Source organism: Streptomyces sp. NPDC005752 (assembly GCF_040630715.1).
Classification (GTDB): domain Bacteria; phylum Actinomycetota; class Actinomycetes; order Streptomycetales; family Streptomycetaceae; genus Streptomyces.
Window position 1 is genome coordinate 112,054 of the sequence record NZ_JBEXYB010000009.1, and the last position, 18,465, is coordinate 130,518.

At 67.1% G+C, this 18,465-nt stretch carries 10 protein-coding genes; 5 read left to right on the forward strand and 5 right to left on the reverse strand.

Annotated elements, in window-relative coordinates; translation table 11 throughout:
• Positions 1-621, reverse strand: a complete 621-nt coding sequence (locus ABZ441_RS10055; protein ID WP_358970397.1) for an RNA polymerase sigma factor — start codon at positions 619-621, stop codon at positions 1-3.
• A gap of 175 nt (positions 622-796) precedes the next feature.
• Between ABZ441_RS10055 and ABZ441_RS10060 the strand changes: the two genes are divergently transcribed.
• The 5 genes from ABZ441_RS10060 to lepB all read left to right on the forward strand — a co-directional run bounded on the left by ABZ441_RS10060 (position 797) and on the right by lepB (position 6,245).
• Complete coding sequence (locus tag ABZ441_RS10060; RefSeq protein WP_358970400.1) at positions 797-1,318, forward strand: YcxB family protein; 522 nt, start codon at positions 797-799, stop codon at positions 1,316-1,318.
• A gap of 283 nt (positions 1,319-1,601) precedes the next feature.
• Positions 1,602-1,835, forward strand: a complete 234-nt coding sequence (locus tag ABZ441_RS10065) for a hypothetical protein (protein ID WP_358970403.1) — start codon at positions 1,602-1,604, stop codon at positions 1,833-1,835.
• Positions 1,836-2,629: 794 nt separating this feature from the next.
• Positions 2,630-3,154, forward strand: a complete 525-nt coding sequence (locus ABZ441_RS10070; protein ID WP_358970406.1) for a hypothetical protein — start codon at positions 2,630-2,632, stop codon at positions 3,152-3,154.
• Positions 3,151-5,535 carry an FG-GAP-like repeat-containing protein gene (locus ABZ441_RS10075; protein ID WP_358970409.1) on the forward strand — a complete coding sequence of 795 codons (2,385 nt, stop codon included), beginning with the start codon at positions 3,151-3,153 and terminating at the stop codon, positions 5,533-5,535. Before ABZ441_RS10070 ends, ABZ441_RS10075 begins: the two co-directional genes overlap by 4 nt.
• A gap of 83 nt (positions 5,536-5,618) precedes the next feature.
• Complete coding sequence (gene lepB, locus ABZ441_RS10080) at positions 5,619-6,245, forward strand: signal peptidase I (RefSeq protein ID WP_358970412.1); 627 nt, start codon at positions 5,619-5,621, stop codon at positions 6,243-6,245.
• Positions 6,246-6,328: 83 nt separating this feature from the next.
• Here lepB and ABZ441_RS10085 read toward each other — a convergent pair whose 3' ends face one another.
• The 4 genes from ABZ441_RS10085 to ABZ441_RS10100 all read right to left on the reverse strand — a co-directional run bounded on the left by ABZ441_RS10085 (position 6,329) and on the right by ABZ441_RS10100 (position 16,872).
• A complete protein-coding gene (locus ABZ441_RS10085) occupies positions 6,329-6,727 on the reverse strand; it encodes a hypothetical protein (RefSeq protein WP_358970415.1) in 399 nt (132 codons plus the stop codon).
• A gap of 188 nt (positions 6,728-6,915) precedes the next feature.
• Complete coding sequence (locus ABZ441_RS10090) at positions 6,916-7,638, reverse strand: DUF4328 domain-containing protein (protein WP_358970418.1); 723 nt, start codon at positions 7,636-7,638, stop codon at positions 6,916-6,918.
• Positions 7,639-7,775: 137 nt separating this feature from the next.
• On the reverse strand, positions 7,776-8,294 hold the full coding sequence (locus ABZ441_RS10095; RefSeq protein WP_358970421.1) for a hypothetical protein: 519 nt from the start codon (positions 8,292-8,294) through the stop codon (positions 7,776-7,778).
• An 874-nt stretch (positions 8,295-9,168) separates the two neighbouring features.
• A complete protein-coding gene (locus ABZ441_RS10100; protein WP_358970620.1) occupies positions 9,169-16,872 on the reverse strand; it encodes a DNRLRE domain-containing protein in 7,704 nt (2,567 codons plus the stop codon).
• Between the last annotated feature and the right edge of the window lie 1,593 nt (positions 16,873-18,465).

Below are 18,465 nucleotides of genomic sequence, written 5' to 3' on the forward strand. Positions count from 1 at the left end.
TCATCCTTCAACGTGCCCAGCCGCTCCTACTGCGTTCTTCCCTCTGCCTGCGGAAGTCAACTGATCGGCCAGCCGCCTCAGCCCTCGATGGGCGGCCGTCCGCACAGCACCGGGACGCTTACCCAGCACTCGGGCCGCGGCGGGTCCGTCCAGCCCCACCACCACCCGCAGCAGCACAGCCTCCGCCTGGTCCGGCGGCAGCCCGGATATCTGCGCGATCGCCCACTTCGTCGACACCGACTCCAGCACGGCGTCCACCGTGTCCGCCGAGCCGGGCAGGTCCAGGACATCCTCCTCGATCAGCGACGTGCGGGGTCTTCTCTTCTGCTTCCGCAGGTGATCCAGCGCCCGGTGCCGTGCGATGGTCGCCGTCCAGCCGCGGAACCCCGTGCCGTCGCCCCGGAACCTCCTCAGGTCCCGGGCGATCTCAAGCCAGGCATCGGAGGCGACGTCATCCGCGTCGGCCCCCACCAGGCCACGCAGATATCCGAGGAGCCCGGGATGGACGAGCCGGTACGCCGTCTCGAAAGCACCCTCGTCCCCCTGCTGAGCGAGCAACACCGCCTTCCCGAGCTCCAGGTCGCATGCCTGCACACGCTGCTGATCCCCGCCCCTGACCACACATGCCTCTTCGGTCGTCCAGCCTTCTTGCCCCCTCCGTCTGCGCCATGGCGACCAGAAATGTCACAGCGAGCGGGCGACCACCCCGGCCGACGACCGGTGCACGCAGCGGGCGTCCGCAGCCGTCGGTCAACTACCGGTACAGTCCCCGCTGATCGGATCCGGGGAGGAACGCATGGCCGTTGACGTGCCGGTGCAGCTGACGTACGTGGTGACGTGGCGGGAGATATCCGACGGATTGAAGACGCAGTTGCGACACAGTCCGGTCGGGCGGTGGTGCTGTCGCACCCTGCTGGGACTCGTTGCCCTGCTCGCTCTGGTGAGCGCGACCAACCTGTTGCTGCGAGGCATTGACTTCGTCGGCCTGGCGGCGTGGAGGCTCGTTCTGATCGCCTTCTGTTTCCTGGTGGCCGCCCGCTGGCTGACGGCTCTGGCCCTGCTCGCCCACGCCCGGCATCTCGGCGAGCATCGCGTGACGGTCGACGAGAACGGGATCAGCGTCGTTTCCGACCGGCACACGCTTCGGATCGACTGGACGTTCTACGGGCGCAGCGTCGAGGGCCGGCGAGTGTTCGTGCTCCTGACCCCGGACGTGTGGGGAACCGGAGTGCTGCTCCTCCCGAAACGTGGTCTGGCAGATCCGCAGGACTCGGAGCGGCTGCGGTCGCTGATCACCAGGCACCTCGCACACGCGTGAGCGCGGGGCTCGGCTCTCGGCTCCCGATACCCCGGGCGAGATCCGGACCCTGGCCTTGCCTTCCCCTGTCGTCCGTAACAAGGCTCCTGACCCACCGGCCAAGCAACGCGGTGTGCAGGACGCCGCCGCCGCTGCTGCACCGCAGGGGAATTGCGTGTCGTGGCCTCAGTACGGCAGCGCACGGTTTCGGCGGTTGCGCAGAACCCCGTAGGTGTTCTCATGGAAATGGGAGTACGTATGCCCACGCGTGCGGCGTTGCCGCACGGCCGAGGAGGAACCGGAGATGCAGTCGCAGAAAGAACTCACGAGAACGCAGCAGGAAGCTCTGGAAGACGCGGGGAACAAACTCGACCAGGCGTTTACCGAGGGCCGGGCAGACCTGCTGGCCGCCGGTGTGCGATTCGACGGAGAAGAGGCGAGCAGCCGTTGCTTCCGGTGCGACTGCCGGGCCTACACCTTCGACACCGGGCTCCGGTGCGAATGTGGCCATCGCATGGGTGTGCACGACGTCTGGTGACGGGGTTCGGTCGGATCGGCCGGTTTATGCGCAGGGACGTCGTTCCGCGAGTGCCCTGATGACAGGTGGGGATGCCGGGGGAATTCATGGCGGTCGTCGCTGTTCCGGACTCGCCGACGCGGGGCCCGTTCCTCGCGTCGGCGTTTGTCTACCCGCACCCCCAGTCCTCGATCTCCGCGAGGAGATGGTGAGCATGGCGCGGGAACCCCTTCAGCACCTCTCGGGCCGCGCCACCAGCCACTGATGCACGCAGCGCACAGGTGGATCGGGATGGTTTGCGCCGGGCATTGCGCGGACCGCGCTGCGGCCGGGGAATCCGGGATTCCAAGATGCCCGGGGACTGTTCGATGCCCTGAATGACGACCAGGTACCCGCCGTGGTCACGCAGCGCGAGTCGGCGTCGGCGCACATCACACATCGCACATCGCACATCGCACATCGAGTACGGATCGGCATGATGCCGTGGAGTCCAAGCGCGCGCCCTACACGTTTTAATGACGCCGCGTCAACACGGCGGACCTTTGCGACTCTTCACCGAACGCGAGCCGAAGCCCCTCAGTTCACCGCATTGCCACGGCCTGCGACGGGCGAATTGTCCGTGCGGTTTCATTCAGCGAGCAGCGTGGGGTATAACCAGCCCGCTTCAGCCCCTCATTCGCTCCTGAACGGACCCCCCTGGGACGGCACCCGGCCCTCGGATCGGCGACCCGTCCCTTCGAATTCGGGGTTCCACGTGTGACCGGTCGAGCAGTTCCCGCCCTGGCCGCCTCTCGATCGGAGACATCTCCCAACCCATGAGCACCGACACCCTGCACACCGAGACCGGCGACGCCACCTCCGAGGCGGAATCGGCAGAACTTGACTCCAGGAGCGTCGGCACCGGCCGCCGCACCCTCATCGGCGCGGCTGTCGCCCTCCTGCTCGCCGCGGGTGTGGTCACCTACGGCATCCTCGCCTCCCCCGACGAGCCAAAACCCCGGCCGCCGGTGCCGACCGCCGCCGTCAGCTACGAGGTCCGTGGTTCGGGCACGGTGCAGATCGAATTCGTCGCACACGGCGCGCAGGCCAAGAGCCTCACCCTGTCCGGCTCCGAACTGCCCTGGCGCAAGGACGTCGAGGTCGCCCTCGGCAGCGAGCCCACCGTCCGGATCGTGCTCGACGGCGAAGGCGGTGACGCCCGATGCGCCGTCTCCGTCCGTGGCAAGCACGTCCAGCGGTCCACCGCCGTCGGCCCGTACGGGCGGGCGACCTGCAGCGCCCCGCTCGCCGCCGCACAGGACACCACCGGGCGCACGTCCGAGAACGGCGAGACCCCGTGAACCCCACCCGCAGCACCCTCGCGGCCACTGCTCTCCTGCTGGCCGCCCTGCCCGCCCCCACCGCCACCGCGGCGGCGGCCGCGTCCGGAGACGGCGGCGGGTCCCTCACCACGCACGGGGTCACCGACAGCAGGGGCGGCAAGGTGCTGACGCCCCGTGACACCGGGCGGTTCAGCCTGCTCGGCGTCACCTGGGACGATCCGCGCGCCGAGCTCGGCGGGAAGGCCGAGGTCCGGGTGCGGGACGCGCAGAGCGGATCCTGGTCTCCTTGGCGCACGCTGGACACCGACGTCCGCACCCCGGAGGCCGGCCCCGACCACGAAGGCCCTGGGCTCAGGGCAGGGACCCAGCCTCTGTGGGTCGGCCCGTCGGACGGTGTCCAGGCCCGCATCACAGGATCGCGGCTCCCGCGAGGACTGCGCGTCGACCTGGTGGACCCCGCGGGCGGCCCCGCCCCGGCCCGGACCCGAGCGGCAGGCACCGCATCGGAGACGGCGACGGCGACGGCGACGGCGACAGACACGCCCACGATCACCTCGCGCGCCCAGTGGGGTGCCGACGAATCGCTGGTCGCCGACCCGCCGACGTACACCACGGACACGAAGGCGGTGTTCCTGCACCACACCGCCGGAACGAACGACTACACCTGCGCCGAGTCCGCCTCCGTGATCCAGGGCATCCTCACCTATCACGTGAAGTCCAACGGCTGGAACGACATCGGCTACAACTTCTTCGTCGACAAGTGCGGAACGCTCTTCGAGGGACGCGCCGGCGGCATCGACCGGCCGGTGTACGGGGCCCACACCTACGGCTTCAACACCGACACCAGCGGCGTCGCCGTACTCGGCGACTTCAACACCGCGAGCACCACACCCGTCGTACGCGACGCGATCGCCCGGCTCGCGTCCTGGAAGCTCGGCCTGTACGGCGTCAACCCGTCGGGGACGCTCGTGATGACGGCGGGTGCGGACAACGGCAAGTTCACCCTGGGCCAGCAGGTCACCATGAACCGGATCTCCGGCCATCGCGACGGCTTCCCGACGGAGTGCCCGGGCGCCAACCTCTACAGCGATCTTGCCGCGATCCGGACAGCAGCCGCCGGGACCGGCACCCCCTCCACGCACGGCGACATCAACGGCGACAGCCGGGCCGACCTCTCCGTGGGTGTGCCGCGAGCCACCGCGAACGGCCGCGTGGGCGCAGGCCAGATGAGCGTCGTGCCAGGCACCCCCACCATGCCCTACGCCGCCAACCGGTCCGTGGTCACGCAGGAGAGCGAAGGCGTACCCGGCGGCTCCGAGGACGGTGACGGCTTCGGCACGGCGAGCGCCTTCGGCGACCTCGACCGTGACGGCTACCAGGACCTCGTGGTGTCCTCACCCGGCGCTGAGGTCACCCCCGGCGCGAGCGACGAGGGCGGCCTCAGCGTCCTGCGCGGTGGCCCCGACGGCCTCACCGGCCAGGCGGGCATGATCAACGAGCCTGCCGGGGCCCGTACCGGGAACGCCCGCTTCGGGGCGGCTCTGGCCACTGGGGACTTCGACGGGGACGGCGGTGACGATGTTCTCGCCGTCTCGCCCGGTGCGGGTCGCGCCTGGACCGTGGACGGCGCCGACCGCGCCTTCTCCGCGCCGCTCCCCCTCGCCGCCGGCCCCGTCCAGGACGCAGCCGTGGCCACCGGGGACTTCGACCGTGACGGCTTCGACGACGCGGCGCTGACCTTCCCTACGGCGGACGGCTCCTGGCAGCTGGTCCTGGCGCGGGGCTCGGCGGGCGGGCTGCGCACCGACACCACGACAGTCGTGGACGGCGCAGGGGGCTACCGCGCGGCCGCCGGGGACCTGAACGGCGACGGTTACGCCGATCTGGCAGTGGGACGGCCGTCGACGGACACCGGCAGCGGAGAGATCGTCACCTACCCCGGCTCCCCCGACGGCCTCAGGACCGCTGACGCGACGGTGATCCGCGGCACCGATCTCGACGCGGCGGGCACCGGTGGCGAGGCCGGTGCCTCACTGGCCGTCAGCGACACCGACGCAGACCCGTATGCCGATGTGCTCGTCGGCGCACCGGGCGGGGCAGGGCGCGCCCACCTGCTGCACGGCTCCGCCGAAGGCCTCTCGACGACCGGAGCGGTCACCTTCGTACAGGGCTCGGGCGGCGTCCCGGGAGCTGCCGAGACCGGCGACCGCTTCGGGTCGGCAGTGGCCCTGACCGATCTGAACGGCGACGGCACAGCCGATGCGGCGTTCGGGGCCGAGGGTGAGAACTCCGACGACGGCACCGTGATGACAGTGACCGGCGGTCTGGGTGCCTCGTACGGGCCCACCGCTCTCCTAGCCGGTACCGGCCGGGGTATCGGCGCCGCTCTCACCCGATGAGCCACCAGGGGGCCCCGGCCCTTCGATGCACGGACGACTGACGGAAAGAGACGATGCGGAATCGGCAGGGATCCAGCAGAGGCATGCTGATCGCGGGAACGCTCCTGGTCGTGCTCGGGCTGGTCGCGGCCGCGGGAGCACTCGTGTACCTCCAGACCTCGTACACCACGGTGAAAGCCGGTGGAGCCATGGAGCCCACGTTCAGGGAAGGCGACCGGATTCCGATCGAGAAGGTCGGTGGCGCGGCGATCCGGCGCGGCGACGTGGTGCTCTACGAGATGTCGGGCAGATACCGGGGGCTCCCGGTCCTCCAGCGCGTGGTCGGGCTCGGAGGCGATCACCTCGTGTTCAGCGGCGGCTCCCTGACCGTCAACGGCAGACCGGTCGAGGAGCCGTACGTGAAGGAGGACGGTGGCCCCTCCGGCACCCCTGCCTTCGATGTCACCGTGCCTCCCGGCCGCATGTTCCTCCTGGGTGACAACAGGGGGAACTCGAACGAGTCGCGGTACTTCCTGAGCGAGGGCTCGGGCACCGTCCCCGTCTCCGCGGTGCGGGGTCGCCCACTCGCGAGTGGTACCGCCCCCACGCTGCTCGGACTGGCCGTGGTGCTGGGCGTGGTCTGCACGGTCGTCGGCGGCGGCCTGTCCGTGTCCGCCGACCGGCGGGCGCGCATGAGCCGGACCTCGGTGGGGCCCACCCCGTTCACCTGAGCGGCCGCCTCCAGGCTGCCGGCCCGCTGTCAGGCCGCACGACCACACCTGACGGCGACCGTCACCGCACGGAAGGGCTCAGGTCACCGGCCGGCCAGCGCAGGCACCGCGAGGCGGCCGTGCAGCAGGAAGTACAGCTGCTGTACGGACTCCTCCGGCCCCGCGGCGAATCGATTGGCCACCTTTCCGATCGGGTTCCACGCCCGCCCGTCAGGCATCCGGACGCCCACCAACTGCCCGAACAGCTTCTGGTGCCCCGGGTCGAGGTCCACCCACACGGCACCGGCCCGCCGGACGAACACCTCGCCCGCGTACGCCCCGAGCCAGAACAGTTCACGCGCCACGGCCGCCTGTTCCGGTCCGGCGGCGCGGAGCCCGTCGACGACGCGGTCCACCACGCGAAGGCTCGCCACCGAGTAGTCCAGTGGCAGTCGTCTCCGCGCCGTCACCGTTCGTACGAATTCCGCGACGCCTGCACGCATCTCACCGGCAGAAAGACGTCGCTTGCCAGCCCCGCTCGCCCCCACCGCAACCCCCAGGTCCCACGTACGGCCGGGGCCCGCGTGGAACACCCGGCGGGAACACGATCCGTTCCCTCTCACCAAGCGCACCGGCGGCCTCAGACGTCACTGTGGCGAGTCCCACCCGTCCGAGCGGGGCTGCGGGAGCATCAGCTGGACGGCTCTCCCTGCCTGGTGGTCGACCCGTAACGCGCCTTGACGTGCTGCATGTGCGTCAGCGTGCGGACCAGCCGGACGGCGAGAACGGCACAGACGATGTCGAGAAGGTCAGCTGCCGTGAGAAGGCCGAGACCCACGTTCGTCGTGCCGATCGATTCGGCCATGTCGTAGACCGCACCGCCGGCAACCTGGACGACGCCTTGCGCCAGCCAGAAGCCCCACCACATGTTGATCAGGCCATGACCCGGCCGGTCGGGCGCGTCCGGTCCCACGGGACGGCTCGCGTCCCAGATGTCGAGGGTGATCCGCCGCGGGAACCACGCGTTGACGACCGGGACGAGCCAGCCCCAGCCGGTCCAGCCGCGGCGGTGCCGATGGGTGCCGGGGGCGAACACTTCGGCGTTGTCGCGCAGGCGGTACAGCCAGCAGACGTAGACGATTCCGGTGGCGAGGTAGAAGGCGCTCTGGAGCATGCCGAAGAGGCCGTAGGCGCGCTGGCTCGCCTCGACGCGCGGCACCGTCCACCAGGCCGCCTGGTCAGGCATGCCGCGCAGCAGGTCGTACAGATGGACGCCGGAGGCGAGGGACAGCACATCCGTGACGATCACGGCACCGAGCAGCAAGGATGCGGCCAGCCCCAGGCCGATCGGTGAGCGCATCACTGCGAGGTAGGCGGGTGAAGGGGCGTCGGTGTGCGAGGCGTTCGTGTTCACACTCTGACCAGCGACGCAGGCGTTCCAGACGTCACACCCGGGGCGCGCGGGGCGGCCGCCCGGGGGCCGTCAACGAGGACTCACGTCGGACGCAGGAGCGGTGCGCAAGGGCGGTGCGCAGGGGTGGTGCGTGCCCCTCAGTCCATGGGATAGAAGTCGGGCTGCGGAAACAGCCTCGCGATCGAGAACGGCTCGAAGTCGGGATCCGTCAGCACTCGGCAGACGAACTCGGAGGTGGACATGTTCACTTCGTGCCAGGGATACGGGTCCCCCTGCGTGACGACTGGCCAACTCGCCGGGTCCTCATCCGCGGATGCCAGCCAGAAGTAGCTGCACTTCATCTCACCGAAAGCCCACGGACTGAGACCGCGCTGACCGGGCCGGTACATCCGGTAGGGCTTGAAGGCGGGATCGGGCCCGCTCTCCGGGCCGCCGTCGAGAAACTTCTTCCAGATCCTGACCAGGTCGAACTGCCTCGTGGGATCGACGGTGAAAACGCGCAGGAATTCGGAGAACTCCCCCTTGCCGAAGGTCTCGGCAAGCTTCTTGTAATCCTCGGGAAGTGCCGTGCCGAGTTCCTCCTCGACGCTACTCCAGGAGATATCGAGCCGAAGCGGCTCCCAGTGCGTGGCCTCGGTGATTCGCTCGATCCACATTCTCTTCACATTCCGATCGAAGGATTGGACCGGGGGGCGTGTCAGCCGTACGACACGCCCCCGGTTCACGTCACCTGTAGTTCGGCGCCAGGTTCCTGATGCCCTTTCCGGAGCCGTACAACCCAGCGGACACCCGTTGAGACAGCCGGACCAGAGACTGCTCCACGCCCCCACAGGCCAAACGACCCACCTGCTCACCGGCGGACCGCTATAAAGGTCGAGGCTAACCTCAGGCTAACCGTGGCAACGCAGGCGAACGAGGATCACATCGGGATCAAGGTTCCGCAAATACGAAATTGGCGCATCCGCATAAGTCTCCCCGACGGCGAGATGAGGACAGGATTCTGCATCCTGACACGAGTAGTGGATTGGGGACCCATCTTCGACCCACCAACCGTCCAAGGTCAACAAATCTGGCATCCACTCATCAAGGACAGCCATATCCAACACACCCTTGGGCCCTCCAGCGCATTGCCCGGGAAGACTTACGCGAGGAGTTCCAGCATGGTCGGGTTGGTCATGAATCAACCTTCCATCCATCTCGAACCCTGGAAGTACAGAAAATCCATAGAGTTCGCTTCCTCCACGAATTTCCCAAGAATCCCAAATTTCACGCCACTCGACACCAGAATCTCTTTCAAAAGGCGCAATGCGTCGCGCTATTGCCTGGACAAGGCCGCCCTTGACTTCCTCTGCAGACAAACACACGATAACTCGAATTCCGGCCACTGTCTTACTCCCAGGAAACTAGATAATGCAGCCAAGGGAATGCATTCGGCGGCATGGCGCGTCCTGCCCGAGGGCGAGGTACGCCATGCCGCCAATCCTGACACCTCAACTAGGCGACGGGGTTGTGGTATCGCAGGCGCTCCGTCTAAGTGTACGGCTGCGCTTGCGGCTCGACCAGATCATGGAATCCCCATGGGTCCACACCGTCTTTGAACATCTCGCCGAGCCCACCCCAAAAGCCGTAGCTACGAACATAGCTATTTGATTGAGCGAACGGCATGACTGCACCTGCGAACCCCATAGCGCGAAACTTCCCAATTTTTGGGCTAACCCTGGCAGAATTCACTCCACCCGTTACCCCGTTGAAAACTCTGCCACTGTCAAACCCGCTCGCGGAGTGAATGACGCGAACACGCGCATCCCCGGCAAAATGATCCGACACAGTTTGGGCCTGCGACGCACTGGCTGATACGTAGATGACATTGTTCGCCTGAGACTTCTTTGCCGGATCCATTTTGTTGTTGATGTCCGACGCAATCAAGCCCAAAGGTTTCCCATCTTTCGACCCGGTCGCATCATAGTCATCGACGTCTACGATACTTCCATTCTCATACGATACCCGAATGAGGTCGGATGTTGTCCCATTCTTTCGCTCGTTTCCGTTCTCATCAAGGAAGGAACCTTTCCCGATCAACGGGTTGTTGTCGTCTTGAACAAGGAACTTCTCACCGGTGCCAGTACTGGGGTCGTAATACGCACCTGCGGTCTTGAGGTCTGAGTTAGCTGTCCGAAGAGCTTCCCTCGTGGCATCATTATCGCCGTCGCCGTTGCCGACGATGTGCCCGATCCCATAGGCGTCATAAATTGCGGTCCGGCCGTCAGAAAGCCGCGACTCCGTCAAAGTGGGATTGCCGCCATCCAACGGAGCCAGTATGTGCCCGTCCAACTCGACGAGACTACTGGGATTACCTCCGGCGTATGCATACCGGTTTGCGGTATATGGGTCGGTGCCGAGTCCCATGTCCGAGAGGGCCCCGTTGTACATGTCCCGGCTGGTGAACCGGTTGAGTCCCGGGCTGTAGTCCCGGAACCCCATGTCGTAGGTGCCGGTCTGCGCGTCCCAGCGCTTGGCGTTGAACCGGTAGGGGTTGTAGGCCTCCTTGGACGGATCGGCCGCCTCCGGCTTGTCGATGCCGGTGAACTCGTCCTTGTCGTCGGAGCCGTAGGCGGTGTAGCCGTAGGTCGACTTGGTGTCGCCGTCCTTGTCGGTCAGCGTCTCGACGTCCGTGTGCGAGTTGTAGCCGTAGAAGCCGTCCTCGCTGGTTCCGTCGGCGTTGTGCTTGACCTGGGAGAGACGCTCGCCCCACGGGCTGTACTGGTAGGACTTGGTGAGCTCGCCGGCGACCTCCTCACCCAGCACCTCGCCCGACATGCCGAGGTAGTTGAAGTCGGTCGTCTTGCCGTCCGCCGTCTTCGACGCGGTGCGGTCCAGCGGGTCGAACGTGAACTTCGTCGACTTCAGGGTTCCCGTGTCGTCCGCCTTCTGGGACTCCACGATGTGGTCGAAGCCGTCGTAGACGCTGCGCTCGACGACCTTTCCGCCTGCGGTGACCGACTCCTGACGGCCGAACGGGTCGTAGTTGTAGCTCGCGGTCGAGCCTGACACGGTGGCGGTCAGCAGCCGGTTGCGGTCGTAGTCGAACGTCGTGGAGACGCCCTTGACCGACTGGCTGATGACGTTCGCGTTGTCGTCGTGGACATAGGTGTCGGTGCCCGCACCCGTGCCCGTCTTGACCGACTTGGCGAGCCGGTCCGCCGGGTCGTAGGTGTAGTCCGTGGTGGAGTCGAGGTACGCCGCGTGGTTGTCGGCGTTCATCTTCTTCGCCACGTCCTGCGCCTTGTTGCCGTTGGCGTCGTAGGTGTAGGTGTGGGAGGAGACGAGGGTGCCGGAGCCCTTCTTCTCCGTCGTCGACTTCAGGGCGCCGTTCAGGTGGTAGGTGGAGTCGACCGTGTTCTTGTTGGCCTTGGTCTCCTGGAGCTTCTGGCCGCGGTCGGTGTAGGTGTAGGAGCTCACCTTCGGTGAGGCGTCGGCCGCCGTCCTGCCGACCGACACCGTCTTGACCTGCTCCCGCAGGTCGTAGGTGTACTTGGAGAACTGGTCGGGGTGGGTGACCGTGTCCGTCTGGCCGTTGGCGTCGTACGTGTACGACGTGACCTTCTTCTCCGCGCCGGCCAGCGCCTCCGTCACCTTCGCGACCTGGTTCAGGCCCGTGTACGCCACGGTGTAGGCGTCGATCTTCGCGCCGGACGAGGTGTCGTCGATCGAGGTGAGGTTGCTGTTGACGTCGTAGGCGTAGGCGAAGGTGTGCTTCTCGCTGTCGGTCTCACCACTCGTGTCACGCACCAGCTTGACCGCGTCGGCGACGACCGCGCCACCGCTGTTCTGAGCCAGCTCGAGCTTGCTGCTCTCGCCCTGCTTGAGGGTGTGGCTGCCCAGTCCGACCCAGGTACCGGTGTTCGCCGTCTGGTCCTTCGTCACGGAGGGCTCGGTGGTCGTGCCGTGCGTCAGGGTGTACTTGGCCGTGGTGGCGGCGCCGGTCACCTTGGGGTACTTCACGTACGCCGTGTACGTGCCGTCCTCGGGGATGTTCAGCGTCCAGGTGAAGGCATCCGTGCCGGTGCCCGCCGTGTGCGTGCGGTGGTCGTAGCCCTGCTGGCCGGTGAGGTCTCCCTTCGCCCATGTACCGGTGGAGGAGGTGTGCTGGGTGTCGGAGTTGTCGACCAGCACGACCGACTTGCCGACCGGCACACCGTCGTCGGACTTCGACCTGAGCTTGCCGTCGGGGTAGTACGACCACGCCATGGTCCGGTCCGAGGAGCCGCCCGCCGAGGTCAGCGTCCGGGCCTTCTGCTGGCCCGTCTCGGTGTAGTCGTAGGTCGTGGTGATGTCCCACGGGTCGGTGGACTTCCTCGTCCAGCCGTTGTCGAAGTACTCGTAGGTGGTGTCGTTGCGGACCGTCTCGCCCGCGGAGGGCGGCAGCGAGGTCTTCGCCACCCTGCCCACGGCGTCGTACGACGTCTGGGTGTAGATGTCCGCCTTGTTGTAGCGGCCGTCCGTCGGGTCGTACGGCTGGAACTGCTTGACCGGACGGTTCAGCGCGTCGTACTCGGTGCGCTGCGCGAAGTCGTCCGCGGTGCCCGTCGTCGCGGTGCCGCGCGGCGTGACGACCTTGGTGGTGTTGCCGACCTGGTCGTACTCGAACTGGGTCTTGCGGACCGTCGTCGCGGAGTAGGGGGCGCGGATCTCCTTCTGCTTGCCGCGCTTGTCGTAGTCGAAGAACGTGGAGTTGTTCTCGGCGTCCTCGGTCTCGATGACCAGGGAGTCCTTGTCGTACGTCCGCGAGGTGGACTTGCCGGCCGCGTCCGTGACCGTGGTGACCCGGTGGTTCAGGTCGTAGGCCGTCTTGGTCATGTAGTCGTCGGGGTCGGCGGTGGCGTTCTTCTTCGGGTCCACCACCTTGGTGAGGTTGCCGACGTTGTCGTACGTGTAGGAGATCCTGTCGCCGTCCGCGTTGACCGCGGAGAGCAGTTGGTAGACCTCGTCATACGTGTTGGTCGTGACGTAGTCCGTCGCGTCGGACGTGGTCAGCGAACCCTTGGGTTCGGTCGTCGTCCTGAGGTTGCCGACCTTGTCGTAGGTGTACGTCGACTTCCGCTCACCCGATGTGGAGGTGTCCTTCGGCGCGGTGGCCGAGGTGATCTGGTCCGCCGCGTCGTACACCGCCGTGGACACCGCGCCGTTGGGCGAGGTCGACGTGGTGGTGTTGTCGTTGGCGTCGTACTCCGGCTCAGGGGTGGTGATCACCACCCCGGCTTCCTTGGGCACCGTCGCGACCTTGGGACGCCCGAAGGTGTCGTAGGTCTGGGTGACCTTCTTGCCGAGCGCGTCGGTGACCTCCTCGACCTGACCTCGCTCGTCGTACACGTACGACGTCGCCTTGCCCAGCGCGTCGGTGATCGTCGCCGGGTAGCCCGTCGGGCCGAAGCCGCTGTTGGTCGTGGGGTTGCCCTTGGCGTCGGTCACCCTGGTCAGCTGACCGTAGGCGTCGTACTCGTTACTGGTGGTGTAGTCGTCGGCCGTCGCGGTCGCGACGCCCTCCGGGTCGGTGACCGTCTTCAGGTTGCCGAACGAGTCATAGCCGAACTGCCACGTGTTGCCCTCGGGAGAGGTCTTCGTCCGGAGGTCGGCCGAGAAGCCGTCCAGACGGGTCAGGTAGCTGTACTGCTGCGAGTTCGCCGGGTACGTTCCCGGAGCGCAGTCGGCCGCGGGCGGCACGCCTGCCTTGTTGTTCTCCGCGTCGCGCTGCCAGAGCGGGTAGCCCGTCTTCTGGTCGTAGCAGTACGCCGTCTTGGCGCCGTTGTCCTCCTCCATGTAGGTGACGTTGTTGTCCGCATCCCAACTCATTTTCGTCGTCTGGGACTTGGCGTTCGTGGTCTGCACGGGACGCCCGAAGTCGTCGGTCACGTGGGTCGCCGTGTGGGTCTCGGCGTCCGTGACCTCGGTCCGGGTGAACTTCGCGTTCGACGTATCGGCCGCGTAGTCGAAGCCGGTCGCACCGTTCAGCCGGTCCGTGACCGTCTTCGTCCACCAGTGGTACTTCGGGTCGTCACCGGACTGCGGGGCGTAGTACGCCAGGGACGTGCCGTTGCCGCGCGGGTCGGTGACCTTGACCAGCTTGACGTTCTTGTTGCCCTGGGTGGCGTCGTAGGTGAACTTGAAGATCTTCGGCTGCGAGCTGCCGACACCGTCGGTGTACTGCCCGAGGAGACCCTTGTCCGTGTAGTAGAACTCGATCTTCCGGCCGGAGATGTCGGTGATCGAGCGGACGTGGTCATAGATCTTCGAGTTGTTGAGGTTACCGGTGTCCGAGGTCAGCACACCCGAGTCGTTGACGTACTGGTAGCCCTTCTGGCCCTTGTCCCAGTACTCGACGTTCAGCGACTGCCGGCCCGCAGGGTCGGTGATGTACTTGAGGAACTTGGTCGGCTTGTTGTTGGACTTCCGCTCCTCGTACGTGAACAGCTGTGTGTTGCCGTTCCTGTCGACCGTCGAGGTGAGGTAGCCGTCGCAGCCGAACAGGAACCGGGTCCCGTCCGGGCGAGTCATCGTCCAGGCGTCCGGGATAGGGTCCTTGGCCGGGTTGCAGTCCAGCCCGGCCTTCATGCTGACTCGGTAGTGAACGCCCGCGGGGGCCTTCCAGGTGCCGTCCTCCTGCTTGCGGAAGACGTGCGTGGTGCCGTCGCCGTCCGGGAGCCGGATCTCGGTCGGATTCGGGTTGGGGTGGAAGTCCAGCGGCGCGCCCAGCCGGATCGGGCCGGCGGCCTGGAAGGACCAGCCGTGACCGGCGACCGTGTCGGACGTGTCCTGGGAGTTGTAGGCGAACCGTGCGAACGTGGTCAGGCCCCGGCCCGGGTTGCTGAACGCGTTGTACGACCACACGCTGTTGCCCGACGCGAGGTTGTTCATGACCGTCGAGCCGGCGCCGGTGTTCTTGCCCGCGTAGGCGTAGAACTTCTCCATGCCCAGCGAGTTCGACGTCGGGTCCTCGACCGCCACCGGCTGCCTCAGCGGGGTGATCGAGGGGTTGGTGACCGAGAGCCAGGAGCCGTCGGCGACCTTCTTCACATCCCAGCCGAGGACGTATTCGGTGCGCTTGTTGCCGCTGTCCGAGTTGATCGGGGTCTTGACCGTGGCCTTGACGGTGGCGGACTCGCCGGGGATCAGGGCCGGGACGGCGGTGGCCGCCTGGTTGCCGCCGGTGGTGACGTCGGTGCCGTCGGGCAGCTTCCAGGTGTAGGAGAGCTGGCGCTCACCGGCCGCCCAGGCCGCGCTCGTGGTGTTGGTGACCGTCGTGTCCACGGTGTAGGTGGAGTTCGGGGTCATCCGGGCCGGGGTCTGCGGCGCGTAGTACGTGTCCTCGGTAGTCGAGTCGACGTAGATGACACGCAGCAGCGGGCCGAGCTGGTAGTCGGCGGCCTCGGAGGCCAGCCACAGGGTGCGCTCCTGCTGGGTGGCGTCGGTGTCGCCGGCCAGCTTGACCAGGGCGCCCTTGTTGCCGGAAGGGGTCTTCACCCAGCTCTTGGCGAGGGTGGTGGCGTCCCACCAGTGACGGCCGACCTCCTCGGTGAACTGGGGCACGGTGTCCGAGACGGTGGCCGAGAAGTCGCCGCCCGGAGCGGTCCAGGGGGCCGAGGCGGCCGACTGGTTCCAGGTGGCGGTGGTCTCGTCGAAGGCCTTGTTCAGCCCGTGGAGTTCGTAGACGGCTCCCGCGGCGGTGTTGGTGGTCTCCGCACCCCACAGGTACATCCGGCCCTCGAGGACGGTGGCCGTGGTCGGGATGGCCGTGGTGTTGAACTTCAGCGCGGCACGGGTGGTGCCGTAGGTGCCGGAGTTGTCACCGGTGCTCAGCCACTTCTGGCCGACCCCGAAGGACTGGATGGTGTCCTGGCTGGTGGTGGGCTGCTGGGAGGAGAGCGTGGTGTCGGTGACGTCGTCGGTGCCCTGGAGCAGGCGCATGGTGCGGCCCGGCTTGGGGATGCCGACGGTCCGCGTCGGGGAGCCGAGCAGCTGTCCGTCGGCGGTCTTCACGACGATCTGGTAGTAGTACGACCGGCCGATCTCCGGTGTTCCGGCCCCGTTCGGGGACGGCGTCGCGGTGGTGTCGGTGTAGCTGGTCGCGGTCTCGGCGATCGGTGCCACCAGCGTCGCGGACGACGGGGTGAACGCCTGCAGGGTCGACCGGTGCAGCTGGTACTCGGCGATGTCGAGCTTCGTGTCGCCAGTGTCGTTCTTGTACGCCGGCCAGCTCAGTTCGGGACCGGTGGAGTGCACGACCTCCGGCGAGTTCAGCGACGTGCCGACCTTGCCGTAGGTGACGGTCAGCCGCGGGATGGTCGCCGTCTCTCCCCCGTAGGTGGAGCCGTCGGCAGCCTCGTAGCGCGGGCCGCCGGTCGGCGCGGTGGCCGACTCGTCGGTGGCCTTGAGTACGAAGCCGTAGTTGGTGGCGGTCCCCGACACCCACTTCTGGACGGTGTCGGTGACCGGGAAGTTGTGCCACTGGTTGTACTCGCCGGTGTTCTTGACGATCGAGGCGGGGTTCACCAGGCGCACGGCGTCGGCCATGGTCCGCTTGGTGGAGTCGCCCGTGTCGCCCAGGACGATCTTGTCGGCGTTGCCCTTGTTGAAGTCCAGCTGGGTGCTGGTCAGGGCCTTCCAGGCCGATGCGGTCCCGGCTGTCTGGTCGACGGTGTAGTTGTGCGTCAGCCCGTCGTGGAGGACCTTGTACGGGGCCGCGGTGGTGTTGTCGGCCAGCGGCGAGTAGTGCGCCTCGACGCGGTAGGACGCCGTTTCGGCGATCCGGGGCTGGTAGGTGTAGCTCTCGCCGGTGGCCGCGTTCTTGTTGTACGCGTAGCCACTGCCGACGTTCGCCGTGCTGGTGGTGGCGACCCTCGGCCACTCGCCGACGGCGGCCGTGCCCGCGTCACCGTCGTCGATCTGCACGGTGGTGCCGGACAGCTCACCCACCAGTCCGCTGGTGTTGGCCCAGGTGGCGCCGCCCTCGGTCCAGGTGCCGGTGGCCCGGTAGGCGCCGATGGTGACGTCGTTGGCGTTGGTGGTGTGCGACTGGTCGAAGTACAGGCCCAGGCGGGCGGAGTCGACCTTCACCCCGGCCGGGATCTCCGACAGCGGGAACTGCACCAGGGAGCGCGAGAGACCGGTGTCGGTCTTGCCGGCCGACATCTTCCACGTGGTGTTGAAGTTGGTGGACGGCTGGTCCGACAGGACCATGGTGTCCTTCGAACCGGTCGCGTCGGGGCTGATGGTGATCGTCGGGTCGATCACGACCGGGTACCGGCGGTCCTTGTCGGCCAGCCACCCGGTGTCCGGTGTGACGGTGATCTTCCAGTCGTCACCGTCCTTGGTCAGCTTCTGGGTGACCTCGGTGCTGTAGGTACCCCCGGTCGGGGACTTGTGATCCTTCGCCGCGTCCGTCATGTACGGGGCGGGGATGACCATCACCGGCGTCCGGGGCGCCTCGCCGTACAGGGCGACCGATCCGTCCTTGCGGGCCTTGGGCGTCAGGCCGCCCGCGTCCAGCGTGAAGCTGAACTTCACCGGCCCGTCCGGGCGCTCGGCCAGGACGATGTTCTCCTTGACCTGGCCGGGCTCGACCACGTACTCCAGGTCAGCACCCTCGACGGCGTTCGCGTAGACGACCTTGGCGCCCTTGGCCGCCGGCTTCAGGTCCTTGCCGCCGGGGGCCGCGGTGTCCAGCCCGAGGGTGACGGACTCGCCGCCCCCGCCTTCGATCCGCACCAGCTCACCCGGCTCGGACCCCAAATAGGTCCGGCCCAGGTTGGCGGTGTTGGCGTAGTCGAAGCCCTTCTTCGAGGTCTCCCGCACGGAGACGTCGATCGGCTTCCAGGCCTTGTTCTTCTCATCCCGGTACGCGGTGGGCACCGCGGTCAGTTCGGCCTCGACACGACCGTCCGAGAGCTCGAAGAACCGGGCACTGGGAGTGCGCCGGTTCTTCAGTTCCTTTACGCGCTTCGGCTTGGGTTCCTTCGTTCCCCTGGTCGGCTTCTCGCGGCTGGATATCTCCAGAGCGTCGGCCGGCGGCGGTTCCTCGCCATCGGTGAACCACCCCTTGACGGCGTCGAGGACGCTTCTCTCCTCGCCCCCGTCACCGCTCGGATCAGCCGCTGCCGCCGGCGTCGCAAAGACCAGGGGTGGGAGCAAGGTCCCCACCACGGCCGATGCGACGAGGCCGGCAAGCAGTCCTCTGTGTCGCGTTCTCACGTACGTCCGCCTCTTCTTCGCGCCATGGGCGCCGCATGACGCCACCGGTTCCCATCCCGGGCGCTCGGGCTGCTTTCGGGCATGCCAAAGGCGCGATCGGATGCGGGGATCGGAGCGCTGTCGATGAATCAAGCGCGTTGTATACACGCTGATGACACGGCGTCAACAGGACGGACGATTGGGACTCTTCACCGAACGAGACTCGAAGCACCGCAGGTCATCGCATTATCGCGATGCGCGGTGGGTGAAATGTCCAGGACGGCTTCATACGGCACGCAGCGTGGGCCCAACCGGGCGGCACAGCCAACATTCGCTCCTGAACGGACCCGGTGGAGTGGACACCCGGCGAACCGGCCGCGGAGTTCACATCCTGGTCACCTCACATGTTGGTGACGCCCACCCGTGAGGGCCCACACCCTGAACACCGATGCAGGCGCCGCCACTTCCGGTGGACGCCTTGCAAGTCACCCACGCCACCGCGAGTACCCACGCAGGGGCTTTGCGCGCCCACACTGCCTCAATATTCAAACGCGACAAATCGCACGGGCTCCGACAAAACCAGGGCACCAGATCCGATGTCGG

Bases quoted from the DNA above. Each gene is read 5' to 3' on its own strand.
- ABZ441_RS10060 (WP_358970400.1), top strand. From the start codon at position 797: ATGGCCGTTGACGTGCCGGTGCAGCTGACGTACGTGGTGACGTGGCGG.
- ABZ441_RS10065 (WP_358970403.1), top strand. From the start codon at position 1,602: ATGCAGTCGCAGAAAGAACTCACGAGAACGCAGCAGGAAGCTCTGGAA.
- ABZ441_RS10070 (WP_358970406.1), top strand. From the start codon at position 2,630: ATGAGCACCGACACCCTGCACACCGAGACCGGCGACGCCACCTCCGAG.
- lepB (WP_358970412.1), top strand. From the start codon at position 5,619: ATGCTGATCGCGGGAACGCTCCTGGTCGTGCTCGGGCTGGTCGCGGCC.
- ABZ441_RS10085 (WP_358970415.1), bottom strand. From the start codon at position 6,727: ATGCGTGCAGGCGTCGCGGAATTCGTACGAACGGTGACGGCGCGGAGA.
- ABZ441_RS10095 (WP_358970421.1), bottom strand. From the start codon at position 8,294: ATGTGGATCGAGCGAATCACCGAGGCCACGCACTGGGAGCCGCTTCGG.
- ABZ441_RS10100 (WP_358970620.1), bottom strand. From the start codon at position 16,872: ATGGTCCTGTCGGACCAGCCGTCCACCAACTTCAACACCACGTGGAAG.